This window comes from Burkholderia sp. AU33545 (assembly GCF_020419685.1).
In the GTDB taxonomy this organism is placed as follows: domain Bacteria; phylum Pseudomonadota; class Gammaproteobacteria; order Burkholderiales; family Burkholderiaceae; genus Burkholderia; species Burkholderia diffusa.
In genome coordinates this window covers 156,513-181,439 of the sequence record NZ_JAIZRQ010000011.1, presented here as the reverse complement: position 1 = coordinate 181,439, position 24,927 = coordinate 156,513, and the positions used below count along the sequence as shown (strand labels likewise).

The window sequence follows — 24,927 nt, the reverse complement described above, 5'->3', positions numbered from 1 at the left end:
TACTTGCATTCATCGGAGAAGGTACTTGGCTAACAGCCCGAGTCTTGCAAAACCCGGTCGAAGCACGGCGAAATTCGGCGATCTGCGTCGGCGAGCGATGTTCCTGCTCCTGGCGCTGATCGTCTATCGCATCGGCGCGCACATCCCCGTGCCGGGCATCGATCCGGATCAACTGGCGAAGCTGTTCCAGAGCCAGGCGGGCGGCATCCTGGGCATGTTCAACATGTTCTCGGGTGGCGCGCTTTCCCGCTTCACGATCTTTGCGCTGGGGATCATGCCGTACATCTCGGCGTCGATCATCATGCAGTTGCTGGCGATCGTCTCGCCGCAGCTCGAGGCGCTGAAGAAGGAAGGGCAGGCAGGGCAACGGAAGATCACGCAGTACACGCGGTATTTCACCGTGGTGCTCGCGACCTTCCAGGCGTTCGGGATCGCGGCTGCGCTGGAAAACCAGCCAGGCCTCGTGATCGACCCCGGCATGCTGTTCCGACTGACGACGGTCGTGACGCTGGTTACCGGCACGATGTTCCTGATGTGGCTGGGTGAGCAGATCACCGAGCGTGGTCTTGGTAACGGCATCTCGATCATCATCTTCGGCGGGATCGCAGCAGGGTTCCCGAATGCCGTCGGTGGGTTGTTCGAGCTGGTGCGCACGGGTTCGATGAGCATCATTTCGGCGATCATCATCGTCGTTCTGATTGCCGCGGTGACTTACCTGGTCGTGTTCATCGAACGCGGTCAGCGCAAGATCCTCGTGAACTATGCGAAGCGCCAGGTCGGCAACAAGATCTACGGTGGCCAGTCGTCGCACTTGCCGCTGAAGCTGAACATGTCGGGCGTGATTCCGCCGATCTTCGCATCGTCGATCATCCTATTCCCGGCCACGATTCTCGGCTGGTTCAGCACGGGTCAGCCGTCGGGAAGCTGGATCTCCAACACGTTGCATAACGTCGCGGAGGCGCTGAAGCCGGGCCAGCCGGTCTATGTGCTGCTGTACACGCTGGCGATCGTGTTTTTCTGCTTCTTCTACACCGCATTGGTGTTCAACAGCAGGGAAACCGCGGACAACCTGAAGAAGAGCGGCGCGTTTGTTCCGGGGATTCGTCCGGGCGATCAGACCGCACGATATATCGACCGTATCCTCACGCGTCTGACGCTGGCGGGTGCGATCTACATCGTCTTCGTCTGTCTGCTGCCGGAATTCCTGGTGCTGCGCTGGAACGTGCCGTTTTATTTTGGTGGAACGTCGCTGCTGATCATTGTCGTCGTCACGATGGACTTCATGGCGCAGGTGCAGTCGTACGTTATGTCGCAACAGTATGAGTCGCTGCTCAAGAAGGCAAACTTCAAGGGCGGCAACATCCCAATGCGTTAATTAAGGACTATGGCCAAAGACGATGTAATCCAGATGCAAGGTGAGGTGATCGAAAACCTCCCGAATGCGACCTTCCGTGTGAAGCTGGAAAACGGCCATGTCGTGTTGGGGCATATCTCCGGGAAGATGCGGATGCACTACATCCGCATCCTGCCAGGCGACAAGGTGACGGTTGAATTGACGCCTTACGATCTGTCTCGTGCGCGGATCGTGTTCCGGGCGAAGTGATTTGAAAAAAGGGTATTATCATGAAAGTGATGGCATCGGTTAAGCGCATTTGCCGCAATTGCAAGATCATCAAGCGCAAAGGCGTCGTTCGCGTGATCTGCAGCTCGGATCCGCGCCACAAGCAGCGCCAAGGCTGACCGCGCGTTTGTTTGCGCTTTTTGTTTGAGGAAAAACAATGGCTCGTATCGCAGGGGTTAACATCCCGAATCACCAGCATACCGAGATCGGCCTGACGGCAATCTTCGGTATCGGCCGCACGCGCTCGCGCAGCATCTGCACGGCAGCTGGCGTGGAATTCTCGAAGAAGGTCAAGGACCTGACCGACGCAGACCTCGAAAAGCTGCGTGAAGAAGTGGGCAAGTTCATCGTCGAAGGCGATCTGCGCCGTGAAGTGACGATGAACATCAAGCGCCTGATGGACCTCGGTTGCTACCGTGGTGTTCGTCATCGCAAGGGCCTGCCGATGCGCGGTCAGCGTACGCGTACGAACGCACGTACCCGCAAGGGTCCGCGTCGTGCAGCGCAAGCGCTGAAGAAGTAAGCGGAACTGACAGTTACAGGAAAACGTAATGGCTAAGGCTTCGAATACCGCGGCGCAACGCGTTCGCAAGAAGGTTAAGAAGAACGTCGCTGAAGGCGTGGTTCACGTTCACGCGTCGTTCAACAACACGATCATCACGATCACCGATCGCCAGGGCAATGCACTGGCATGGGCGACGTCGGGCGGCCAGGGCTTCAAGGGCTCGCGCAAGTCGACGCCGTTCGCTGCTCAGGTTGCTGCTGAGTCGGCCGGTCGCGTGGCGATGGAATATGGCGTGAAGAATCTGGAAGTGCGGATCAAGGGCCCGGGCCCGGGTCGTGAGTCGGCAGTGCGTGCACTGCATGGCCTCGGCATCAAGATCACCGCGATTTCGGACGTCACCCCGATTCCGCACAACGGCTGCCGTCCGCCGAAGCGCCGTCGTATCTAAGAATGTGCTGGCACGTTCGTGCTGGCACATTTGCCTGTCGCCGCGTAGCGTCGACGGGCGTTGCTTTTTTGATTGACTAAGCCCACCGTTCGCCCCAAAGGGCGCGAACTAGCGCGGATTTCGATCCGCGTGACTGATTGATAAAGGAATGCAAAGTGGCACGTTATATCGGCCCCAAGGCCAAGCTGTCCCGCCGTGAAGGCACCGACCTGTTCCTGAAGAGCGCGCGCCGCTCGCTCGCCGACAAGTGCAAGCTCGACAGCAAGCCGGGTCAGCACGGCCGTACCTCGGGCGCACGTACGTCCGACTATGGTACGCAGCTGCGTGAAAAGCAAAAGGTCAAGCGCATTTACGGCGTCCTGGAGCGTCAGTTCCGCCGTTACTTCGCTGAAGCCGACCGTCGCAAGGGCAACACGGGTGAAAACCTGCTGCAACTGCTCGAGTCGCGTCTCGACAACGTCGTGTATCGCATGGGCTTCGGCTCGACCCGCGCTGAGGCGCGTCAGCTGGTGAGCCACAAGTCGATCACCGTGAACGGCGTCGTCGCGAACGTGCCGTCGCAGCAAGTGAAGGCGGGTGACGTCGTCGCGATCCGCGAAAAGGCGAAGAAGCAGGCGCGTATCGTCGAAGCGCTGTCGCTGGCCGAGCAAGGCGGCATGCCGAGCTGGGTTGCAGTCGATGCGAAGAAGTTCGAAGGCACGTTCAAGCAAATGCCGGAACGCGCTGACATCGCAGGCGACATCAACGAAAGCCTGATCGTCGAATTGTATTCGCGTTAATCCGATTGACGGCCGAGGTACCCCGATTGCGTTATGCAAGGGGGGGCCTCGGCTGTTTATTTTCTGGTTGTTACCGGTCAGCCTTATCGGTGTAACGAGCCGAGGGTATTGAAAAGGAAAGCCCATGCAAACCAGTTTGCTGAAACCCAAGATCATCGCCGTGGAATCGCTGGGCGAGAACCACGCGAGGGTGGTCATGGAACCGTTCGAACGCGGTTACGGCCACACCTTGGGCAATGCGCTTCGCCGCGTGCTGCTGTCGTCGATGGTTGGCTACGCGCCGACCGAAGTGACGATCGCAGGCGTGGTGCACGAGTACTCGACGCTTGATGGCGTGCAAGAAGACGTCGTCAACCTGCTGCTGAACCTGAAGGGCGTGGTGTTCAAGCTGCATAACCGTGACGAAGTGACGGTTACGCTGCGCAAGGAAGGCGAAGGCGTCGTCACGGCCGGCGATATCGAGCTGGCTCACGATTGCGAAGTCATCAACCCGAATCACGTGATCGCGCATCTGTCGAAGGGCGGCAAGCTCGACGTTCAGATCAAGATCGAGAAGGGTCGCGGTTATGTGCCGGGCAACGTCCGTCGCTACGGCGAAGACACGGCCAAGATCATCGGCCGCATCGTCCTCGACGCATCGTTCTCGCCGGTTCGCCGCGTGAGCTACGCGGTCGAAAGCGCACGTGTCGAGCAGCGTACCGACCTCGACAAGCTCGTCATGAACATCGAGACGAGCGGCGTGATCACGCCGGAAGAAGCGATCCGTCAATCGGCCCGCATCCTGGTCGACCAGCTGTCCGTGTTCGCGGCGCTGGAAGGCACGGAAACGGCCGCCGAGGCACCGTCGCGCGCACCGCAGATCGATCCGATCCTGCTGCGTCCGGTGGACGATCTCGAGCTGACGGTTCGTTCGGCGAACTGCCTGAAGGCCGAGAACATCTACTACATCGGCGACCTGATCCAGCGCACGGAAAACGAGCTGCTGAAGACGCCGAACCTCGGTCGCAAGTCGCTCAACGAGATCAAGGAAGTGCTCGCTTCGCGCGGTCTCACGCTGGGCATGAAGCTCGAAAACTGGCCGCCGGCTGGTCTCGACAAGTAAGTCCGGTTGTTGCTGTAGTTGGCAAAGATGCGGATTTTCCTTTAAAATCCGCATCTTGCTTTTTTCGTTACCGGCCCGTGCACCCCAGCGGTGCGATAGAAGAGCTGGATCAAAACTTTGAATCAAGGAAACTGAAATGCGCCATCGTCATGGTCTGCGGAAACTGAACCGCACGAGCAGCCACCGTCTGGCTATGCTCCGTAACATGTCCAACTCGCTGATCGAGCACGAAGTCATCAAGACGACGCTGCCGAAGGCGAAGGAACTCCGTAAAGTCGTCGAGCCGCTGATCACGCTCGGCAAGAAGCCGTCGCTGGCAAACCGTCGCCTGGCGTTCAACCGCCTGCGCGATCGTGACTCGGTGGCGAAGCTGTTCGACGTGCTCGGTCCGCGTTTCGCGAACCGTCCGGGCGGCTACCTGCGCGTGCTGAAGTTCGGCTTCCGCGTCGGCGACAACGCACCGATGGCACTGGTCGAGCTGCTCGATCGTCCGGAAGTCGACGAAACGGAAAACGTGCAAGAAGCCGAGTAAGCTTCCAGTACGCAGCAGTATCTGAAAAGGGCCGAGCGATTGCTTGGCCCTTTTTGTTTTTTGTCGTGCCGCGGGCTGCGAAAGATTGTCGCAGCCCGCGGCCGGCAGCGTCGCGCGGGCTGCGCTACGATACGGAACTGTCGGCACGGGCCCTCGATGGGCGAATCGTGGCGGCGCAAGCCGGTAAAAACCAGCCAGGAGGGCGCGTATGGTGGTGGTGTTGATGCTCACGACGGTGCCGGATGCGGCGACGGCTGCAGCGCTCGCCGACGGCGCGCTCGATGCGCGGCTTGCCGCGTGCGTGTCGGAACTCGGTGCGATCAAGTCGCGCTACCACTGGCAGGGCAAGGTCGAGACGGCCGACGAGATCCAGTTGCTGTTCAAGACGAGCCCCATGCGCTCGCTCGAACTGGAGCGATTTATTCTCGCGCATCATCCTTACGAGACGCCAGAAGTCGTCTCGTGGCAGGCGACGGCTTCGGCCGCGTACGGCCAGTGGGTGACCAGCGAAACTCAACGTCTATTTCATGTTTAACGGTATGGCGCTTTCCGTGCGCGTGCGCGCGCTGCGGGTCCTCGCAGTCCTGTTGTCGTTCATGTTCGTGCTGGCCGGCGTGTCGGTCGCGCGCGCGGCCGACGATTTTCTCGATCCGTCGGTCGCGTTCAAGTTCAGCGCGAGCGAGTCGCCGGGGCAGGTGGACGTCCGCTTCAAGGTCGCCCATGGCTATTACCTGTACCGCGAGCGGTTCGCGTTCGCTGTGAAGGGCGGGCAGGTGACGCTCGGCGATCCGCAATTCCCGGCCGGTCACGTGAAGTTCGACCAGACGTTCCAAAAAGAAGTCGAGACCTATCGCGACGAGGTCGTGATTCACGTGCCGGTCAAGCAGGCGGCGGGACCGTTCGAACTCGCGGTGACGTCGCAGGGATGCGCCGACGAAGGGATCTGCTATCCGCCCGCGGAGCACGTCGTGAAGGTCGACGGTGCGGCGCTCGGCGCGGCCGCGCCGGCCGACGGCGCACCGGCCTCGGGCAACTGGTTCGACAAGGTCACGAGCGCGGATTTCGCGCAGTCGCTGCTCGAGGGGCACGGCTTCTTCACGATCGTCGCGCTGTATTTCGTCGCGGGCGTGGTGCTGAGTCTCCTGCCCTGTTCGTATCCGATGATTCCGATCGTGTCCGCGATCATCATCGGCCAAGGCACGCGGGCGACGCATGCGCGCGGCTTTGCGCTGTCGCTGACGTACGTGGTCGGCATGGCGCTCGTCTATACGGTGCTGGGCATCGCTGCGGCGCTGGTCGGCCAGAGCCTTGGCGCGTGGTTGCAGAACCCGTGGGTGCTCGGCGCGTTCGGCGTGCTGCTCACGGCATTCGCAGTGTCGCTGATTTCCGGCAAGGACATCGCGTTGCCCGAGCGCTGGCAGAACGGCGCGGCCGAAGCTTCGCGCGCGCGGCAGGGCGGTCACTTCGTCGCGGTCGCGGCGATGGGCGCGTTGTCGGCGCTGGTCGTCGGCGCATGCATGACGGCGCCGCTGTTCGCAGTGCTCGCGTTCATCGCGCACACCGGCAATGCGTGGCTCGGCGGTGCTGCCCTGTTCGCAATGGGACTGGGGCTCGGCGTGCCGCTGCTCGTCGTTGGCGTCGGTGCCGGCACGGTGCTGCCGCGCGCGGGCGCATGGATGGATGGCGTGAAGGTGTTCTTCGGCATCGTGCTGCTCGCGGCCGCGCTGTGGATCGTGTGGCCAGTGCTCGCGGGCGGGCTGAAGATGGTGCTCGCTGCGTTGTGGCTGCTCGTCGCGGCTGCGGCGCTCGGCCTGTTCACGCCGCATGCCGGCGCCGCGTCGATCTGGCGCCGACTCGGTCGTGGCCTCGGTGCGGCGCTCGCGATCTGGGCCGCGACGCTGCTCGTCGGGCTCGCGGCGGGCTCCAACGACCCCGTGAAGCCGCTGGCCGTACTCGCGACGCGCACGGTTGCATCGGGCGATGCGTCGGCAGCCGGGCAGGTGGGCCCCGCGTTCGCGTCGGTGCGCTCCAGCGGCGAACTCGACGCGCTGCTGAAGACGTCGGGCCGGCCCGTGATGCTCGACTTCTACGCCGACTGGTGCGTGAGCTGCAAGGAAATGGAGCATCTGACGTTCACCGATTCGCGCGTGCAGGCGCGGCTCGCGCAGCTTCACCTGGTGCGCGCGGATGTCACCGCGAACAATCCGGACGACCAGGCGCTCCTCAAGCGCTTCAACCTGTTCGGGCCGCCGGGCATCATCTTCTTCGATCGCAACGGCAACGAAATCGGCCGCGTGGTCGGCTATCAGGCGGCCGAGACGTTCCTGCGCAGCCTCGATCGCGCAGCGGTGCCGACGGTGTAAGGCGCGCGCGTCCGCCGCACATGGGCGCCCGCTGCGCCCACCGGACCGCAAACGCAGAACGGCGGGACACCGATGAAGTGTCCCGCCGTTTTTCCTGATACTCGCCGTCGTGCGGCTCAGCGCTGCGCTTTCAGCAGACGGGCAGCATCGAGCGCGAAGTACGTGAGGACACCGTCGGCGCCCGCGCGCTTGAATGCGAGCAGCGATTCGAGCACGACCTTGTCGTGGTCGAGCCAGCCATTCATCGCGGCGGCCTTCAGCATCGCGTATTCGCCGCTCACCTGGTACACGTAGGTCGGGAAGCGGAACTCGTCCTTCACGCGGCGCACGATGTCGAGATACGGCATCCCGGGCTTGACCATCACCATGTCGGCGCCTTCGTCGATGTCGAGGCGCACTTCGCGCAGCGCTTCGTCGCTGTTCGCCGGATCCATCTGGTAGGTCATCTTGTTGCCCTTGCCCAGATTGGACGCCGAGCCGACCGCATCGCGGAACGGGCCGTAGAACGCCGACGCGAACTTGGCCGAATAGGCCATGATGCGCGTATGGATATGGCCGTCGCTTTCCAGCATCTCGCGGACCGCGCCGATGCGGCCGTCCATCATGTCCGACGGCGCGACGATGTCGACGCCGGCTTCTGCCTGCGCGCGTGCCTGGTCGACCAGGATCTCGATCGTGTCGTCGTTGATCACGTAGCCGTTCTCGTCGAGCACGCCGTCCTGGCCGTGGCTCGTGTACGGATCGAGCGCGACGTCGGTCAGCACGCCGAGTTCGGGGAAACGCTTCTTCAGCTCGCGCACAGCGCGCGGGATCAGGCCTTCCGGATTGGCCGCTTCGCGTCCGTCGGGCGTTTTCAGCGACGGCTCGATGGCCGGGAACAGCGACAGCACGGGCACGCCAAGTTCGACGCACTGCTCGGCGACCTGCATCAGCAGATCGACCGATACGCGCTCGACGCCGGGCATCGACGGGACGGCCTGGCGTTCATTGGTGCCTTCGACGACGAAAACCGGGTAGATCAGGTCGTCGGTGGTCAGGCGGTTTTCGCGCATCAGGCGCCGGGAGAAGTCGTCGCGGCGCATCCGGCGCGGACGATGAAGCGGATGGAAGCTCATGGCGATTTGGCAGAAATCAGGGCAAGAAGGACCTTACGGAACCCTTAGGTCATTTTCGAGATCGTTGGTATATGATAGCGATCGAGCGGCACGCGTCGCGTGCAACTCCCCGCTTCTCCTCCCTGAGCGGGTGCCTGTCGTTATTCGATTAGGCTGTTTGACCCGCCGTTCAACGGCGGGTTTTTTTATGAGCCGGCCGAATCCGCAGGTGCCGTCAGGTGCGCCCGGCCGATCCCGGCCGCGCGTTGCCCGCTCATTGTCCTACAGGCTCGCTATTTTCGTCGGCGACGGACGGCCGCACCCAGCTCTCGATCAGTTCATGAGCCTCGTCGAGCCCCGTGCGCTTCAGCGCCGAGAACAGCTGGACGGTCAGCTTGCCCTTCACGCCCTGGTCGCGATACGCGTCGAGTCCCTTCTGCGTGTTACGCAGCGCGTTGATGCTTTCCTGGCGCGTCAATTTGTCGCACTTCGTCAGCAGCGTGTGGATCGGCTTGCCGGTCGGCGCAAACCACTCGAGCATCCGGCGATCGAGGTCGGTCAGCGGGCGCCGCGAATCCATCATCAGGATCAGGCCGCACAGCTGCGAACGCGTTGCGAGATAGGACGACAGAAGCATTTCCCAGTGGGCCTTCGCGGCCCCCGGCACTTCCGCGTAACCGTAGCCGGGCAGGTCGACGAGGTTCGCGACGGGCTCGGCGGCCGGGCCGACGGAGAAGTAGTTGATGTGCTGGGTGCGGCCTGGCGTCTTCGACGCGAACGCGAGCCGCTTCTGGTTGCACAGCACGTTGATCGCCGTCGATTTGCCGGCATTCGAGCGGCCGGCGAACGCGATTTCCGGTTGTACCGTCGGCGGCAGGTCGCGCAGATGGTTGACGGTCGTGTAGAAGCGGGCTTGATGGAGCAAAAAGGCCATGGGGGAAACCGGAGGGACGGGGCGGCGCGAGCCGCTTGGTGGAGGCGGGGTAGCCCCGATAGGCGCGGGAGCTTTCAGCGCGATATTGTACAATACGCCGGTTTTGCCGAAGGGTTGCGGGCGCCTGCCTCGCGCTTTTATGCAGCTTCTGCGGTAGACTGGTCGACGTCGTTTTTTGCAGAACCTCAAATTCCCACAAGACGAAACAGGGTGTGCGAATGAATCGACTGTGCAAGTCTCTGATGGTGCTTCAGGTTGCAGCAGGGTTCGTAGGTTTCGTAGCGGAGGCAAACGCGGCGGATGCGGCAAAGCCGGATCTGGACCGCGGCAAGGTGATTGCCGGGCAAGTCTGCGCGTCGTGTCACGGCGCCGACGGCAACAGCGCATCGGGCAGTTTCCCGAAGCTCGCCGGCCAGCATCCCGAATATCTGGTCAAGCAGTTGAACGACTTCAAGGCCCAGCCGGGCGCGAAGGGGCCGGCGCGGACCAATCCGGTGATGGTCGGGTTCGCGAGCGCGTTGAGCGCGGACGACATGCGCAACGTCGCCGCGTATTACGGATCGCAGACGACGAAGCTCGGCACCGCACGCGACGCGGCGACCGTGCCGATCGGCCAGAAGATCTATCGCGGCGGCATCGCGGAAAAGGGTGTGCCCGCCTGCGCGAGCTGCCACGGGCCGACGGGACAGGGGATTCCGGTCCAGTACCCGCGTCTGTCGGGGCAGTGGGCCGATTACACGGTTGCGCAGTTGACCGCATTCCAGCAGGGTGTCGGCGCGCGCAACAACAACGAGGCGATGCATCAGATCGCATCGCGTCTGTCGGACAACGAGATCAAGGCCGTCGCGGATTACATCGCGGGCCTGCGTTGAACGGACGGTCGCGAATGGAATGACCGGGCGCCCGAAGGGCGGCCGGCGTCAGAACAAGAAAAGGGTGGGGCGCCGCACCGTTGCGGTTGCCTCGCCCTTTTTTGTCGGCACTCGCCGGGCCGTCCCAAGAGTGCTGACCGCCCCCCTTGGGTGGGCAGCGAACATAGTGAGCGTGGGGGCTGTTTCCCCTTAGTCGGAGTTTGAATGAGCGTTACCACGTCGGGGTTGCAGTCGAAGTCGGGTCAAAGTGCGTCCAGGCGCGCAGTCGAGCTGCTGAGCTCGATGCGCTTCGCGATCGCACTGTTGGTGGTGCTGTCGATCGCGAGCATCGTCGGCACGGTCCTGACCCAGGATGACCCATATCCGAACTACGTGAACCAGTTCGGGCCATTCTGGGCGGACATCTTCCGCTCGCTGGGCCTGTACAACGTGTACAGCGCGTGGTGGTTCATGCTGATCCTGATCTTCCTCGTCGTGTCGATCTCGCTGTGCGTGATCCGCAACGCGCCGAAGATGCTCGCCGACGCGAAGAGCTGGAAGGACAAGGTCCGCGAAGGCAGCCTGCGCGCCTTCCACCACAAGGCCGAATACTCGGCGTCCGGTACGCGCGCGACCGTCGCGGCCACGCTCACCACGTTCGTCACCAAGGCCGGCTACAAGCACGTCGTGCGTGAAACCGAAGGCGCGACGCTGATCTCCGCGAAACGCGGCGCGCTGACGAAGTGGGGCTACATCTCCGCGCACCTTGCGATCGTCGTGATCTGTATCGGCGGCCTGCTGGACAGCAACCTGCCGATCAAATTCCAGATGTGGCTGTTCGGCAAGAGCCCGGTCAACACGAGCGCGACGATCAGCGAGATTTCGCCCGACCACCGGCTGTCCGCGTCGAACCCGACGTTCCGCGGCTACGCGTGGGTGCCGGAAGGCCAGTTCGTGTCGACCGCGATCCTGAACCAGCCGAGCGGCTCGCTGATCCAGGACCTGCCGTTCTCGATCCAGCTCAACAAGTTCATCGTCGACTACTACACGACCGGGATGCCGAAGCTGTTCGCGAGCGACATCGTCGTGATCGATCGCGAGACGGGCCAGAAGATCCCGGCGCGCGTCGAGGTCAACAAGCCGTTCACGTACAAGGGCGTGTCGATCTACCAGTCGAGCTTCCAGGACGGCGGCTCGCAGATGGAGATGACGGCCTACCCGATGACGGGCGGCAACGCGAAGACCTTCGCGGTGAAGGGCACGATCGGCAGTACGGCGCCGCTGCAGATGCCGGGCAGCGACGGCGACACGATCGAATTCTCCGACTTCCGCGCGATCAACGTCGAGAACATGGCGGACGCGAACGGCAAGCCGGACGTGCGCGGCGTCGCGAAGACGGAGTCGCTCAAGGAAGCGTTCGACGAGCGGCTCGGTTCGGGCGCGAAGACGTCGAAGCCGATGCAACTCCACAACATCGGCCCGTCGGTCCAGTACAAGATTCGCGGCAAGGACGGTCAGGCGCGCGAATTCAACAACTACATGCTGCCCGTCGACATGGGCGGCACGCGCGTGTTCCTCGCCGGCGTGCGCGCGAGCCCGAACGATCCGTTCCGGTACATGCGGATTCCGGCCGATAGCCAGGATTCGATCGGCGAATGGATGCGCCTGCGCGCCGCGCTCGAGGATCCGGCCGTGCGTGCCGACGCCGCCGCACGTTTCGCGCAGCGTTCGCTGCCGACGACCGAAGCGTCGCTGCGCGGCCGCCTGCAGGACAGTGCGTTCAAGGTGCTGACCCTCTTTGCGGCGAGCGACGACAGCATCGGCCGCGGCGCCGACGGCCAGCCGGTCGGCGGCTTCCAGGCGGTGGCGACGTTCATCGACCGCTCGGTGCCGAAGGCCGAGCAGGAAAAGGCGGCCAGCCTGCTGCTGCGCATGCTCGAGGGTTCGATGTGGGAGGTCTGGCAGATCGCGCGCGAGCATGCCGGCGAGCCGGCCGCGCAGCAGGGCGCCGACACGATCCGCTTCGTGCAGAACGCGATCAATGCGCTATCCGACAGCTTCTTGTACGGATCGCCGGTCTATTTGCAGCTCGACTCCTTCAAGCAGGTGCAAGCTTCGGTATTTCAGCTGACGCGCGCACCCGGCAAGAATCTGGTGTATCTTGGCAGCCTGCTGTTGGTCGCCGGCATCTTCTCGATGTTCTACGTGCGCGAGCGGCGCCTCTGGTTCTGGCTCAAGGATGCCGGTTCGGGCGTCGATGTGGTGATGGCGATGTCCACGGCCCGCAAGACCTTCGATTTCGAGAAAGAATTCGTGCAGACGCGCGACGCGGCCGGCGCCGCCTTGCGCGCCACGCCACGCGACGCCGCACCCGCCGGTGCGGCAGCGACTGTCCGTCCGCCTGCCGGCGGCGGTTCCGATTCCGAGAATTCCACCCGGTAACATCATGGATCTCACTCAAGTCTCCTCTTCCCGTTCGGGGCCGGTTCAGGCCTCGAATCCGGCGCCGTTGTTCGACGACCGTCCGTTCCTCGCCCGCCTGTCGATCATCGACTGGCTGTTCGCCCTGGCTCTCGTGGTCGGCGCAGGCTATGCGTTCGTGCATTACAACGAACACATGAATTACTACGACAAGGCGGTGATGATCGGCACGGTGCCGGCGCTTGTCGTGCTCGGCTGGCGCTGGAAGCCCGCGCGGCTGATGATGGCGTCGATCGCGGTGCTGTCGCTGCTGTCGATCCAGATCTACCAGGGCGATCTCGCGCGTGCCGATTCGGCGTTCTTCCTCAAGTACTTCCTGTCGAGCCAGTCCGCGATCCTGTGGATGAGCGCGCTGTTCGTGCTCGCGACGATCTTCTACTGGATCGGCCTGCTCGCGCGCTCGGAGTCGGGCTCCGCGATCGGCCAGAAACTGACGTGGGTCGCGGTGCTGATGGGTTTCACCGGCCTGATGGTGCGCTGGTATGAGTCCTACCTGATCGGTGCCGACGTCGGGCATATCCCGGTGTCGAATCTGTATGAAGTCTTCGTGCTGTTCAGCCTGATCACCGCACTGCTCTACCTGTATTACGAAGGCCACTACGGCACGCGCTCGCTCGGCGCGTTCGTGCTGCTGGTCATCAGCGCGGCCGTCGGCTTCCTGATGTGGTACTCGGTCGCGCGCGACGCGCAGCAGATCCAGCCGCTCGTGCCGGCGCTGCAGAGCTGGTGGATGAAGATTCACGTCCCGGCGAACTTCATCGGCTACGGCAGCTTCGCGCTGTCGGCGATGGTGTCGGTCGCGTATCTGATGAAGGAGCGCGGCATGCTCGCCGATCGTCTGCCGACGCTCGAGGTGCTCGACGACGTGATGTACAAGTCGATCGCGGTCGGTTTCGCGTTCTTCACGATCGCGACGATCCTCGGCGCGCTGTGGGCCGCCGAAGCATGGGGTGGCTACTGGAGCTGGGACCCGAAGGAAACCTGGGCGCTGATCGTATGGCTCAACTACGCGGCCTGGCTGCACATGCGCCTGATGAAGGGCCTGCGCGGCGCGGTCGCCGCCTGGTGGGCGCTCACGGGCCTGCTCGTGACGACGTTCGCGTTCCTCGGCGTCAACATGTTCCTGTCCGGGCTGCATAGCTACGGCAAGCTGTAAGATTTCCGACGTTGGTCCGACAAAAGACCGCCGGCGCACTGCGTGCCCGGCGGTTTTCTTTTGTAACGGGCGGACGGTCCGGGCGTCGAACGGCGCAGGACGGCTCGGGTCGAACACCCATGAAGCGTGCGCGCCGCGCATGCAGGAGGAGCAGCACGATGTGGATCAAACACCCTTTGCGCACCGTACTGACCGGCGGTGATATCGCGCCGAGCGAGATTACGCCGCGCGCGGTGTTCGAGAACCGGCGGCGTGTCTTGCAGGCCGCCGGCCTGGCGGCGGCGGGCGGATTGCTCGGCGGCAGCGGCGCGGCGTTCGCGGCCTATGCGTCGCCGGACGCGCGGGCCGCGAAGCTCGCGGCGAAAACCAATCCGAGGTTCGTCGCGGCCGACAAGGTGACGCCGTTCAAGGACATCACGTCCTACAACAACTTCTACGAATTCGGCACCGACAAGAGCGACCCGGCCCAGAACGCGGGCACGCTGCGGCCGCGCCCGTGGCGCGTGAGCGTCGAGGGCGAGGTGCTGCACCCGAAGGTGTTCGATCTCGATGAACTGCTGAAGCTCGCGCCGCTCGAGGAGCGCGTGTACCGGCTGCGTTGCGTCGAGGGATGGTCGATGGTGATTCCGTGGATCGGCGTGCCGCTGTCCGAACTGATCAAGCGCGTACAGCCGACCGGCAACGCGAAATATGTGCAGTTCATCACGCTGGCCGATCCGTCGCAGATGCCGGGGCTGTCGACGCCGGTGCTCGATTGGCCGTACTCGGAAGGGCTGCGGATGGATGAGGCGATGAATCCGCTGACGCTGCTGACGATGGGCGTGTACGGCCAGGTGCTGCCGAACCAGAACGGCGCGCCGGTGCGGATCGTCGTGCCGTGGAAGTACGGCTTCAAGAGCGCGAAGTCGCTGGTGAAGATCCGCTTCGTCGACAAGCAGCCGAAGACGAGCTGGAACACGTATGCGTCGAATGAATACGGTTTCTATTCGAACGTGAACCCGAACGTCGATCACCCGCGCTGGAGCCAGGCGACCGAGCGCCGGATCGGCGAGGACGGCTTCTTCACGCCGAAGCGCAAGACCCTGATGTTCAACGGCTACGGCGATCTCGTCGCGTCGATGTATCAGGGCATGGATCTGAAAAAGAACTTCTGAGCGCGCCGGTGAGAAACGACATCCCTCCTTCGACGCTGACGCCCGCGCGCGCGTCCGGCATGCGCACGGCTGCCGCCGGTGGTGCAGGGGCCGGCACGGTTCGGAACGCCTCGCCGCGCTGGCTTGCTCCCGCCAAGGTGCTGGTTTTCGCGGCCGGCCTCTATCCGCTCGCGCGCGTGGTGCTGTTCGGGCTGACCGACCGGCTCGGCGCGAACCCGATCGAGTTCATCACGCGTTCGACGGGCCTCTGGACGCTGGTGATGCTCTGCGTCACGCTCGCCGTCACGCCGCTTCGGCGCGTGACAGGTGTTCCCGCGTTGCTGCGCTTTCGTCGGATGATCGGCCTGTTCGCGTTCTTTTACGCAACGCTGCATTTCACGACGTATCTGTGGTTCGACAAGTGGTTCGACGTGCTCGCGATCCTGAAGGACGTCGGCAAGCGTCCGTTCATCACGGTCGGCTTCGCCGCGTTCGTGCTGCTGATTCCGCTGGCCGCGACGTCGCCGCGGGCGATGGTGCGCCGGCTCGGCCGTCACTGGGCGACGCTGCATCGCGCAATCTATGCGATTGCGCTGTTCGGTGTGCTGCATTTCTGGTGGATGCGGGCCGGCAAACACAATCTCGAACAGCCGAAGCTCTACGCGACGATCGTAGCGGTGCTGCTCGGCTGGCGGCTGCTTGAATGGGGCTGGCGCCGCATCCGTGCATGACGTGCGCGCCTGGAAAAACAAAAGGCGATGACGGGACGTCATCGCCTTTGTTGCGAACGGAGCCGCGCGAGTGGCGGTGTGCGATTACTGCGCGACAGCCGGACCGGATGCGGGCGTCGCGGCCCTCGACGCATCGCTCGACAGCTCCGGCGACAGCGTGAGCGGCGTGCCGGAAGAATCGGGAATGCTCTCGGACGACGCGTTTTCATCGGTCGGCATGACGTCCGACGGCGGCGTGTCCTGCTGCTGGATGGGCTTCGCCGGCAACGGCGGCACGGTGGGCAGATAGAGCGGGCCGCGTTGACCGCAGCCGGCAAGTATCGCCAAAGCCGCTACAATCGCGCTCATCCGGAAAACGACTCGCATGATCGTCCCTGAACAATTTAACCGATAGAGTTTAGCATGTCCGATACTGAATACCTGGCCCGTGCCGAGGCCGTGCTGGCGGCCGTCGAGCGTACCGTGGATGCCGCGAACGATGGCGATCACGACATCGATCTGGAGCGCAACGGCAGCGTGCTGACGCTGACGTTCGAGAACGGCTCGAAGATCATCATCAATCTCCAGCCGCCGATGAAGGAACTGTGGATCGCCGCGAAGGCGGGCGGATTCCATTACCGTTTCGTGGACGGCGAATGGCGCGACACGCGCACGGGCGCCGAGTTCTTCGCGGCGCTCACCGACTACGCGACGCAGCAGGCCGGTCTGCCGATCACGTTCGGCGCGTAACGTCCGGCACCCGATACGCCGGATCGAAGCACAAGAAAAAAGCGCCCTGCGGGGCGCTTTTTTCATGCTCGGGCCATGCGGGTCAATGGCCGCGGAACAGGTTCATGATGTCCTGCTTCTCCTGCTCGTCGACGTGCGGTACGGGTTCGTCGGTGTTCTGCACCGCCGGCGCCTGCGGCACGCCGACCGTCGATACGAAGCCGTGCCCCGGCGTGAACTCGGTGAAGTACAGCTCGCTGCCGAGCGCCTGGACGTCGTCCGGCATCGTCGGCTTGAACTCCGGCACGCCCTTCAGCGCCGCGCCCATGTAGTCGATCCAGACCGGCAGCGACAGGCCGCCGCCGGTTTCGCGATCGCCGAGGCTGCGCGGGTTGTCGTAGCCGATCCACGCGATCGCCGCGAGCGTGTGCTGGTAGCCGGCGAACCATGCGTCGTGCGAATCGTTCGTCGTACCGGTCTTGCCGGCGAGGTCGGTGCGCTTCAGCACGTTGGTGCGCGCGCCGGTGCCGCGCTGCGCGACGCTCTGCAGCAGACTGTTCATCACGTACGCGTTGCGCGCGTCGATTGCGCGCGGCGCGTTCTGCTCGGCGATGAGCGGCTGCGCGCGAGCGACGATCGCGCCATTCGGATCGGTCACTTCGGCGATCAGGTACGGATTCACGCGGAAGCCGCCGTTCGCGAACACCGAGTACGCGCCGGCCATCTGCAGCGGCGTGACCTGGCCCGCGCCGAGCGCCATCGGCAGATAGGCCGGATGGCGGTCGGCGTCGAAGCCGAAGCGCGTGATGTACTGCTGCGCGTACTTCGTGCCGATGTGGTTCAGGATCCGGATCGACACGAGGTTGCGCGAGCGCTGCAGCGCAGTGCGCATCGACATCGGGCCTTCGAAGCCGCCGCCGTAGTTTTTCGGCTCCCACGGCTGGCCGCCGGTTTCCGCGGCGCTGAAATACAGCGGGCCGTCGTTGATCACCGTGGCCGGTCCGAGGCCCTTGTCGAGCGACGCCGAGTAGATGAACGGCTTGAACGACGAACCCGGTTGCCGCCACGCCTGCGTGACGTGGTTGAACTTGTTCTTGTTGTAGTCGAAGCCGCCGACGAGCGAGCGGATCGCGCCGTCCTGCGGGACGATCGAAATGAACGCGCCTTCGACCTGCGGCAACTGCGTGATCGCCCACTTGCCTGCGTCGTTCCTCGAGACCCGGACGATCGCGCCCGGACGGATGCGGCGGTTCGGCTGCGCGCTGGCTGACAGCGCGCCCGATGCGAAGCGCAGGTTGTCGCCTTCGATCGTCGCGCTGCTGCCGTCGATGAAGGCGACGGTGATCTGCCGCGGGGTTGCGGCGGTGACGACCGCCGCGACCAGTTCGCCGTTGTCGGGGTGCTCGAGCAGCGCGTCGTCGATCGCCTGCTCGCGGTCATCGGCGCCGGCCGGCAGCTCGATGAAGCCTTCCGGCCCGCGATAGCCGTGGCGGCGCTCGTAATCCATGATGCCCTTGCGCAGCGCCGTGTACGCGACCTGCTGGTCGGCGGAGTCGATCGTCGTGACGACATTGAAGCCGCGCGTATAGGTTTCCTCGCGGTACTGCGCGTACATCATCTGCCGGACCATTTCCGCGACGTACTCGGCGTGCACGCTGAACTCGCGGCCCGCGCCCTTGACGACGAGCGGCTGCGCGACGGCTTCGTCGTACTGCTCGCGCGTGATGAAGTTCAGCTCGAGCATCCGCTGCAGGATGTATTCCTGGCGCACCTTCGCGCGCTTCGGATTGACGACCGGGTTATACGCGGACGGCGCCTTCGGCAGCCCCGCGAGCATCGCCGCTTCCGCGAGCGTGATGTCCTTCAGGTCCTTGCCGAAGTAGACCCGCGCCGCGCTCGCGAAGCCATACGCACGCTGACCGAGATAGATCTGATTCATGTAGACCTCGAGAATCTGATCCTTCGTCAGCGCGCGCTCGATCCGGTACGCGAGCAGCATCTCGTAGATCTTGCGCGTGTAGGTCTTTTCGCTCGACAGGAAGAAGTTGCGCGCGACCTGCATCGTGATCGTGCTCGCGCCCTGCGACGCATGGCCGTTCGTCAGCGCGACGAAACCGGCGCGGGCGATGCCGGTGAGGTCGACGCCGCCGTGATCGTAGAAGCGCGCGTCCTCGATCGCGAGGATCGCCTTCTTGAGCGAGTCGGGCACGTCCTTGAAATGGACGATGTCGCGGCGTTCCTCGCCGAATTCGCCGATCAGCACGTGATCCGACGTGTAGATCCGCAACGGTACCTTCGGACGATAGTCGGTCAGCGCTTCGAGCGACGGCATGTTCGGCCACGCGACGACGAGCGCGTAGCCGAGCACGAGGCCGCCGGCCACGACGAGGGCCACGCACATCGCGGCGACGCCGATCAGGACTTTCAGCCACCAGGATCGCTTCTTCGGCTCGGGCGCGGGAGGCGGGGACGTAGGAGACGTGGATTGCATAGGCATACCGGAAAACAGTCCCGCGATTATAGCTGCCCGGTAAGACGGTCCTGGCGCGGGGGGGCGTCGGCCGGAACGCGGCGGATCGCGGTGCCGCCAGTATGGCGTCCGCGCGGCCGCTTGTGTCACGACTGGCCGTCCGGCCGACTGTCGGGTGCGCGCGGCGCTTTGCAGAATCAGGCATCGGAAACGCGGCGTGGGCCGCAACGATCGCGGGAGGCTGGAATGGCAGGACGATGGGCGGCGCGGTTCGCGCCGGGCAGGCACCGTTCGACGGGCATCGACGTCGGGGCGGACGAGGTGAGGGTGGCCGTGCTGAGCCGGCGCGGCCGGGCTGCGGATGTTCGGGTCGAAGGACTCGAGCGGGAGCCGGTCGGACTGGCGGGTGGGCCGGAGGACGCGCGCTGGGCTGCGGTGGCACGTGCGTTGGCGGCGGCCGTGTCGCGGCTGTCGGCGGCGGGTGTGTGCTGCGACGCACGCGGCGTGATGGCGCTGCGCGATGACGAGATGCAGACCGCGACGCTTGATCTGGCCGGACGCGACGACATCGCGGACGCCGCCCGGCAGGCGGCCGAACGGATCTCGGGGCTGGCACCGGACAACCTCGCGTTCGACTGGCGGCAGGACGACGATGCGTGCCCGGGCGAGATTGCGGTCGCCGTGGCGCCGCAGGCGTTGCTCGAGCGGCGGATCGACGTGGCCGCGCAGGCTGGCATCGATCTGACGGCCGTCGACGGCGAGTCAGCTGCCGCACTGCGCGCGTTGCGCTATGCCGCGCAGTTCGAGCCTGACGCACACGGCCCGTATGCCGCATTCTGGTTTAGCGACACGGGTGTGCGCGGCTGGCGGATTGACGGCGCGATCGCCGCGCCGGTGCTCGCGCTGTCCGGCGACGTGCAGGCGGCGTTGCCTGACGCATTGCGCCAGTGCGTATTCGAGCCGGTGCGCTGCGTGCTCGTGGCCGGCGACGAGCGCTGCATCGGCCGCTGCGGCACGTCGGCCGCCGATATCGGCGATGCGCTCGGGGTGGCCGTGGTGCCGTTCGACTGCACGGGATGGGACGGGCTGCCGGGCGAGCCCTCCGGCGCGCCGGGCGGTCCGGCGTTTGCCCTCGCGATCGGGCTGGCGCTGCGCGGGGTGTGGGAATGATGGTCGATATGGGGTTCGGGCGGGCTGCCGCCAGCCACGCCGCGCTCGGCGGCTTCAATTTGCTGCCGTACCGTGAGCGGCTGGCGCAGGCGCTGCGGCGGCGCCGTGCCACGCAATGCGGGGCGGCGATCGTGCTCGGCGCACTCGGGGCCTGTGTCTGGACAGGGGCGGCGACAGCGTGGCGATGGCGCGTGGATGCCGAGCGCACGCGAGTGGAGGCGCGGTTGCGGCAATTGCAACCGCAGGTCGATGCCGCACGGCGCACCGCCGGCGCGGCAGCCGATCTCGCGCAACGCGATGCGCGGGCAGTCGTCCTTGCCGGGCCTTACCGGCGCGTTGCCGGACTGCTCGCGACGCTGGCGCTGGTGCGCGACGACACCGTTCGGCTCGACGCATTGCGTACGACATCGTCCGGTGCCGAGCTCGACGCGCGCGCGACGAGTTACCGGACGGCCGCGCGGTGGCTCGCACGGATCGCGGCCGAGCAGCGCGACTGGCGATTCGACATCGGTGCGCTGACACCGGCGTCGGCCACGCCGGTCCCGGGTTCGGCCGCGCCGTTCCGTTTTTCCGTGCAGGTGCGCTGGCACGACGCGCCGCCGCGACAGAAGGCAACGGGAGGCGGCGCATGACGGCCATCGTGCATCGGTCCATGCCTGACGGTGTCGAGTGGTTCGGCCGCGTGACGCGGATGTCGCCTGCCGCAGTGCACGCCGTTGGTTGCGCGCTGGCATTCGCGGTCGTGATGGTGGGTGGCATTCATCTGATGAGTGCCGTCGATGGAAGCGGACTCGCACGCAGTCGCGCGTTGCTGGCAACGGCGCAGATACGGGCCGCCGACGCACAACGGCTGCTCGCGGCCGCCGCGCCGCGGCGCGATATGGGCACGCCTGCCGGGCGCGCCGCCAGTTCGCCGCCTGCGCCAGGGTGGCCCGCGCTGATGCTGGAGCTGGCTGACCTGGTCCGAGGAAGCGGACTGCGGGTTGTGTCGATCGAACCGCGGCGCACTGACGATGCAGCGCCGGATGGCCGGCGCACGGTACGGATTGTCGCGGACGGCGGTTTTCCGGCACTGCTGCGCCTGATGGGCGCGTTGGCGAGTTTCCCCGCGCTGGTGGTGCCGTCGGGGCTGCATATCGAGAGGAAACCGCCCGCGTCGCGGGTGGACATGACGATCGACGTGTTTCCGGCGCTGTCGGGGGCCCACGTTCCGGACGGCGCGGAGGCGGTGCTTGCCGGTGCGCCGAGCGACGATCCATTCGGCGACGCCGGTTCGCCGACGGTAGCCGACGATACGCCGCCGCGCCTGGCCGGCACCATTCGCGACGGACGCACCGGGCTCGCGCTGTTCGACGCCGGCGATGGCGCATTCGCGACCGTCGCGCCGGGCGAGGCGTTCGGGGTGTCGCGTGTGGTGAGCGTCGATGCCGGTGCCGTGACGGTCGCGACGGCCGATGGCGCACGCCGGTTCGTCGTGGACGACGGAGACCACTCATGACGAAGTACGGATGGTGCGTGATCGCATTCTGGGCTGGATCGAGCGTGGCCACCGTGGATGCGGCGCTACCGCCTTTGCCGCCGGCCGGCTGGCCGATCGGATCGATACGGGCGTACGCCGAGGAGACGCCGCTGCCGCAGGGCGCGCCTGATGGCGCGGACGGCGTGGGCGGTGACGCGCCCGCGCACGATGGTCCGCAGCCGTTCGACCAAGCGGCGCACGCGGTACTTCGGGCGGACACTGCGGCACCGGTGCCCCAGCTGGAAGGGCCGCCGATTCCATTGCCTCCGCCGGTGCGCATGAGCGACGCCGCGGCGCGGCACCCCGGCGATGCGGACGACGCGCGTCGAATCTCGCTGAATCTGCAGGGCGCCGGGCTCGCGGCCGCATTCGACGCGCTCGCGCGATTCACCGGGCTGAACATCATCGTCGGCGAGCAGGTGCGCGGTACCGTGACATTACGTCTGAACAATGTCCGCTGGCGCGATGCGTTCGATACGTTGCTCGACACGCACGGGCTGGCGATGTCCCGGCGCGGCAACGTGATCTGGGTCACTCCGGCGGCCGAACTCGCCGCGCGGGAGCGCGAGCGCTTCGAAACGCACGCACGTGCGGCCGAGCTGGAGCCGCTCGCGAGCCGAACCTTCGCGCTGCATTACCCACGTGCGCAGGACGTGCAGCGGTTGCTGGCGGGGGCGACCGGCCAGCGCCTGCTATCGAAACGCGGCGCCGCGGCGGCCGATCCGCGCATGAACTTGTTGTTCGTCACCGACCTGGCGCCGCGCATCGAGCAGATCGCGGGCCTGATCGACGCGATCGACCGGCCGTCGCGGCAGGTCAGGATCGAGGCGCGCATCGTCGAGGGCGAACAGGGGTTCTCGCGCAACCTCGGGGCTCGCGTCGCGCTGCGCGCCCAAGGGCGGGCCCCCGTAGCCGAGGGGGCGGCGTCCGCGACGGACACGCGCAACGCGCTCGACCTGGCCGCGCGACCGCTCGGCGGCTTCGAGGCGGCGACGGCCGGCTTCACGTTGTTCGCAGCGCCCCTCAGCCGCGTGCTCGACATCGAATTGAGCGCGCTCGAGGCGCAGGGCCGGGGCCAGATCGTTTCCAGCCCGCGCGTGGTGACGGCCGATCGCGTGAAGGCGATCGTCGAACAGGGGTCGGAGCTGCCGTACCAGGCGAAAGTCGGCAACGGCGTGAGCGGCGTGCAGTTCCGCCGAGCGACGCTGAAGCTCGAGGTCGAGCCGCAGATCACGCCCGACGGGCGCGTCGTGCTCGACCTGGACGTGACGAAGGACAGCATCGGCGAGCCGACGGCCGCCGGCCCGGCGATTCATACGAAGCACGTCCAGACGCGTGTCGAGGTCGAGGACGGCGGAACGGTCGCCATCGGCGGGATTTACGAGCAGTTGAACCGGGACGATGTGACGCGGGTGCCGCTCTTGGGCAAAATACCGGTTCTGGGCGCGCTTTTCCGGCACCGTGCGCGGCGCGACCAGCGTAACGAATTGGTCGTCTTCATCACGCCAACGGTCGTCGGCGCGCGTTGCGAAACGGCCGGCGCGGGCGACGCGGATGCGGGAAAAGCGGGGCCGGAAGCCGGTGGTGCAGGCTCGACAAGGCAGCCGCTTTGCCAGTAAGCTGCGCCACACACCAGCAAGATTCAAGCAGAGGAAGCCGTTGCAAGCGCGGGACCCACACGCAAACGTATTTTTCGTCGGCCTTATGGGAGCGGGTAAGACCACCGTGGGCCGTGCGGTCGCGCGCCGGCTCGACAGGACGTTCTTCGACTCCGACCACGAAATCGAGGCCCGAACGGGTGCGCGCATTCCGGTGATCTTCGAGATGGAGGGCGAGGCCGGGTTTCGCGACCGCGAATCGCAGGTGATCGCCGATCTGACGCAGCGCGAGAACATCGTGCTCGCGACGGGCGGCGGCGCGGTGCTGCGCCCCGAAAATCGCGATTGCCTGAAAGGCAGCGGCATCGTCATCTATTTGCGCGCCAATCCGCACGATCTGTGGCTGCGCACGCGCAAGGACAAGAACCGCCCGCTGTTGCAGACCGACGATCCGAAGGCGCGTCTCGAAGCGCTCTACGAAGTACGCGACCCGCTTTACCGCGAATGCGCGGACTTCATCATCGAGACCGGCCGTCCGTCGGTCAACGGCCTCGTCAACATGGTGCTGATGCAACTCGAACTGGCAGGCGTCGTCGCCAAGCCGCTACAAGCATGATTACCGTCAACGTCGATCTGGGCGACCGCGCCTACCCGATTCACATTGGTGCCGGCCTGATCGGCCGCACCGAGCTGTTCGCTCCTCACATCACCGGTTCGTCGATCACGATCGTCACGAACACGACGGTCGATCCGCTCTACGGCGATGCGCTGCGCGCGGCGCTCGCGCCGCTCGGCAAGCGCGTCTCGACGGTCGTGCTGCCGGACGGCGAGGCCTACAAGAACTGGGAAACGCTGAACCTGATCTTCGACGGCCTGCTGACCGAGCGCGCCGACCGCAAGACGACACTCGTCGCACTCGGCGGCGGCGTGATCGGCGACATGACCGGTTTCGCCGCCGCGTGCTATATGCGCGGCGTGCCGTTCATCCAGGTGCCGACGACGCTGCTGTCGCAGGTCGATTCGTCGGTCGGCGGCAAGACGGGCATCAACCACCCGCTCGGCAAGAACATGATCGGCGCGTTCTACCAGCCGCAGGCCGTGATCGCCGATATCGGCGCGCTGACCACGCTGCCCGATCGCGAGCTGGCGGCCGGCGTGGCCGAGGTCATCAAGACGGGCGCGATCGCCGATGCGGCATTCTTCGACTGGATCGAGGCGAACGTCGATGCGCTTAACCGCCGCGAGCCGGCCGCGCTCGCGCATGCGGTGAAGCGCTCGTGCGAGATCAAGGCGAGCGTGGTCGCGGCCGATGAACGCGAAGGCGGGCTGCGCGCGATCCTGAATTTCGGCCATACGTTCGGCCATGCGATCGAGGCCGGGCTCGGCTACGGCGAGTGGCTGCACGGCGAAGCGGTCGGCTGCGGGATGGTGATGGCGGGCGACCTGTCGGTGCGGCTCGGCCTCCTCGACGAAGCGTCGCGGCAGCGGCTCGATGCGGTGATCGCCGCCGCGCACCTGCCGGTCCGCGGGCCGGCACTCGGCGATGCGCGCTACATGGAGCTGATGCGCGTCGACAAAAAAGCCGAAGCTGGCGCGATCAAGTTCATCCTGCTGAAGCGATTCGGCGATACGCTGATCACCCAGGCGCCCGACGAAGTCGTGTTCGCCACCCTGGCGCAGACAACCCGGTAACGGTGCCCCGGATGCCCCGGCGCCCCTGACATGGAGGAGA

Annotated in this window: 26 protein-coding genes; 22 read left to right on the top strand and 4 right to left on the bottom strand. The window is 65.4% G+C overall.

Features of this window, described 5'->3' with window-relative positions; translation table 11 throughout:
- The first annotated feature begins 25 nt into the window (after positions 1-25).
- The 10 genes from secY to dsbD all read left to right on the top strand — a co-directional run bounded on the left by secY (position 26) and on the right by dsbD (position 7,350).
- Entirely contained in the window at positions 26-1,375 is a 1,350-nt protein-coding gene (gene secY / locus LGM71_RS31080; protein ID WP_006400642.1) for a preprotein translocase subunit SecY, read from the top strand.
- Between the two features lie 9 nt (positions 1,376-1,384).
- A complete protein-coding gene (infA, locus tag LGM71_RS31075; protein WP_004521905.1) occupies positions 1,385-1,603 on the top strand; it encodes a translation initiation factor IF-1 in 219 nt (72 codons plus the stop codon).
- A 20-nt stretch (positions 1,604-1,623) separates the two neighbouring features.
- Positions 1,624-1,740, top strand: coding sequence for a 50S ribosomal protein L36 (rpmJ, locus tag LGM71_RS31070; RefSeq protein WP_004199844.1), 117 nt, complete (start codon positions 1,624-1,626; stop codon positions 1,738-1,740).
- Between the two features lie 38 nt (positions 1,741-1,778).
- Positions 1,779-2,144, top strand: coding sequence for a 30S ribosomal protein S13 (gene rpsM, locus LGM71_RS31065; RefSeq protein WP_039323572.1), 366 nt, complete (start codon positions 1,779-1,781; stop codon positions 2,142-2,144).
- 28 nt (positions 2,145-2,172) lie between these two features.
- Complete coding sequence (rpsK, locus tag LGM71_RS31060) at positions 2,173-2,574, top strand: 30S ribosomal protein S11 (protein WP_004197937.1); 402 nt, start codon at positions 2,173-2,175, stop codon at positions 2,572-2,574.
- 155 nt (positions 2,575-2,729) lie between these two features.
- Positions 2,730-3,353, top strand: a complete 624-nt coding sequence (rpsD, locus tag LGM71_RS31055; RefSeq protein ID WP_012362893.1) for a 30S ribosomal protein S4 — start codon at positions 2,730-2,732, stop codon at positions 3,351-3,353.
- A 124-nt stretch (positions 3,354-3,477) separates the two neighbouring features.
- Positions 3,478-4,455, top strand: a complete 978-nt coding sequence (locus LGM71_RS31050; protein ID WP_006477176.1) for a DNA-directed RNA polymerase subunit alpha — start codon at positions 3,478-3,480, stop codon at positions 4,453-4,455.
- Positions 4,456-4,591: 136 nt separating this feature from the next.
- Positions 4,592-4,987, top strand: a complete 396-nt coding sequence (rplQ, locus tag LGM71_RS31045; protein WP_006477175.1) for a 50S ribosomal protein L17 — start codon at positions 4,592-4,594, stop codon at positions 4,985-4,987.
- A 208-nt stretch (positions 4,988-5,195) separates the two neighbouring features.
- Entirely contained in the window at positions 5,196-5,522 is a 327-nt protein-coding gene (gene cutA, locus LGM71_RS31040) for a divalent-cation tolerance protein CutA (protein WP_059599777.1), read from the top strand.
- A complete protein-coding gene (gene dsbD, locus LGM71_RS31035; protein ID WP_226118316.1) occupies positions 5,515-7,350 on the top strand; it encodes a protein-disulfide reductase DsbD in 1,836 nt (611 codons plus the stop codon). Before cutA ends, dsbD begins: the two co-directional genes overlap by 8 nt.
- 116 nt (positions 7,351-7,466) lie before the next feature.
- Here dsbD and hemB read toward each other — a convergent pair whose 3' ends face one another.
- Positions 7,467-8,465 (bottom strand): porphobilinogen synthase, encoded by a 999-nt coding sequence (gene hemB, locus LGM71_RS31030; RefSeq protein WP_124628078.1) that lies wholly within the window; start codon positions 8,463-8,465, stop codon positions 7,467-7,469.
- 253 nt (positions 8,466-8,718) lie between these two features.
- Positions 8,719-9,378, bottom strand: coding sequence for a ribosome biogenesis GTP-binding protein YihA/YsxC (gene yihA, locus LGM71_RS31025; RefSeq protein WP_226118314.1), 660 nt, complete (start codon positions 9,376-9,378; stop codon positions 8,719-8,721).
- 218 nt (positions 9,379-9,596) lie between these two features.
- On the opposite strand from yihA, the gene LGM71_RS31020 reads away from it, so the two are divergent.
- From LGM71_RS31020 to msrQ, 5 genes are all read left to right on the top strand, one after another.
- A complete protein-coding gene (locus LGM71_RS31020) occupies positions 9,597-10,250 on the top strand; it encodes a c-type cytochrome (RefSeq protein WP_226118328.1) in 654 nt (217 codons plus the stop codon).
- Between the two features lie 204 nt (positions 10,251-10,454).
- The gene (locus LGM71_RS31015; RefSeq protein ID WP_226118312.1) at positions 10,455-12,671 is read left to right on the top strand and encodes a cytochrome c biogenesis protein ResB; all 2,217 of its coding nucleotides are present in this window, start codon (positions 10,455-10,457) and stop codon (positions 12,669-12,671) included.
- Between the two features lie 4 nt (positions 12,672-12,675).
- Complete coding sequence (ccsB, locus tag LGM71_RS31010) at positions 12,676-13,866, top strand: c-type cytochrome biogenesis protein CcsB (protein ID WP_226118310.1); 1,191 nt, start codon at positions 12,676-12,678, stop codon at positions 13,864-13,866.
- Positions 13,867-14,024: 158 nt separating this feature from the next.
- Positions 14,025-15,020 carry a protein-methionine-sulfoxide reductase catalytic subunit MsrP gene (gene msrP, locus LGM71_RS31005; RefSeq protein ID WP_124628072.1) on the top strand — a complete coding sequence of 332 codons (996 nt, stop codon included), beginning with the start codon at positions 14,025-14,027 and terminating at the stop codon, positions 15,018-15,020.
- A 20-nt stretch (positions 15,021-15,040) separates the two neighbouring features.
- Positions 15,041-15,730, top strand: coding sequence for a protein-methionine-sulfoxide reductase heme-binding subunit MsrQ (msrQ, locus tag LGM71_RS31000; RefSeq protein WP_226118327.1), 690 nt, complete (start codon positions 15,041-15,043; stop codon positions 15,728-15,730).
- Between the two features lie 84 nt (positions 15,731-15,814).
- On the opposite strand, the gene lptM is transcribed toward msrQ, so the two are convergent.
- Positions 15,815-16,096 (bottom strand): LPS translocon maturation chaperone LptM, encoded by a 282-nt coding sequence (gene lptM / locus LGM71_RS30995; RefSeq protein ID WP_124628070.1) that lies wholly within the window; start codon positions 16,094-16,096, stop codon positions 15,815-15,817.
- Positions 16,097-16,132: 36 nt separating this feature from the next.
- Here lptM and cyaY point away from each other — a divergent pair, with 36 nt between their 5' ends.
- Positions 16,133-16,459, top strand: a complete 327-nt coding sequence (gene cyaY / locus LGM71_RS30990; RefSeq protein WP_059599785.1) for an iron donor protein CyaY — start codon at positions 16,133-16,135, stop codon at positions 16,457-16,459.
- Positions 16,460-16,541: 82 nt separating this feature from the next.
- On the opposite strand, the gene LGM71_RS30985 is transcribed toward cyaY, so the two are convergent.
- A complete protein-coding gene (locus LGM71_RS30985; RefSeq protein ID WP_108064679.1) occupies positions 16,542-18,929 on the bottom strand; it encodes a penicillin-binding protein 1A in 2,388 nt (795 codons plus the stop codon).
- Between the two features lie 225 nt (positions 18,930-19,154).
- Between LGM71_RS30985 and LGM71_RS30980 the strand changes: the two genes are divergently transcribed.
- The 6 genes from LGM71_RS30980 to aroB are packed head-to-tail and all read left to right on the top strand — an operon-like array spanning position 19,155 to position 24,887.
- Positions 19,155-20,078, top strand: a complete 924-nt coding sequence (locus LGM71_RS30980; RefSeq protein WP_226118308.1) for a competence protein ComA — start codon at positions 19,155-19,157, stop codon at positions 20,076-20,078.
- Positions 20,075-20,710 (top strand): fimbrial protein, encoded by a 636-nt coding sequence (locus LGM71_RS30975; protein ID WP_226118306.1) that lies wholly within the window; start codon positions 20,075-20,077, stop codon positions 20,708-20,710. Before LGM71_RS30980 ends, LGM71_RS30975 begins: the two co-directional genes overlap by 4 nt.
- Positions 20,707-21,576, top strand: coding sequence for a pilus assembly protein (locus tag LGM71_RS30970; RefSeq protein ID WP_226118304.1), 870 nt, complete (start codon positions 20,707-20,709; stop codon positions 21,574-21,576). The genes LGM71_RS30975 and LGM71_RS30970 overlap by 4 nt, the downstream gene beginning before the upstream one ends.
- The gene (locus LGM71_RS30965; protein WP_226118302.1) at positions 21,573-23,216 is read left to right on the top strand and encodes a type IV pilus secretin PilQ; all 1,644 of its coding nucleotides are present in this window, start codon (positions 21,573-21,575) and stop codon (positions 23,214-23,216) included. Before LGM71_RS30970 ends, LGM71_RS30965 begins: the two co-directional genes overlap by 4 nt.
- A gap of 40 nt (positions 23,217-23,256) precedes the next feature.
- Positions 23,257-23,811: a shikimate kinase gene (locus LGM71_RS30960; protein WP_082728862.1), complete on the top strand. Its 555-nt coding sequence runs from the start codon at positions 23,257-23,259 to the stop codon at positions 23,809-23,811.
- The gene (gene aroB, locus LGM71_RS30955) at positions 23,808-24,887 is read left to right on the top strand and encodes a 3-dehydroquinate synthase (protein ID WP_124904035.1); all 1,080 of its coding nucleotides are present in this window, start codon (positions 23,808-23,810) and stop codon (positions 24,885-24,887) included. The genes LGM71_RS30960 and aroB overlap by 4 nt, the downstream gene beginning before the upstream one ends.
- The last annotated feature ends 40 nt before the right edge of the window (positions 24,888-24,927 follow it).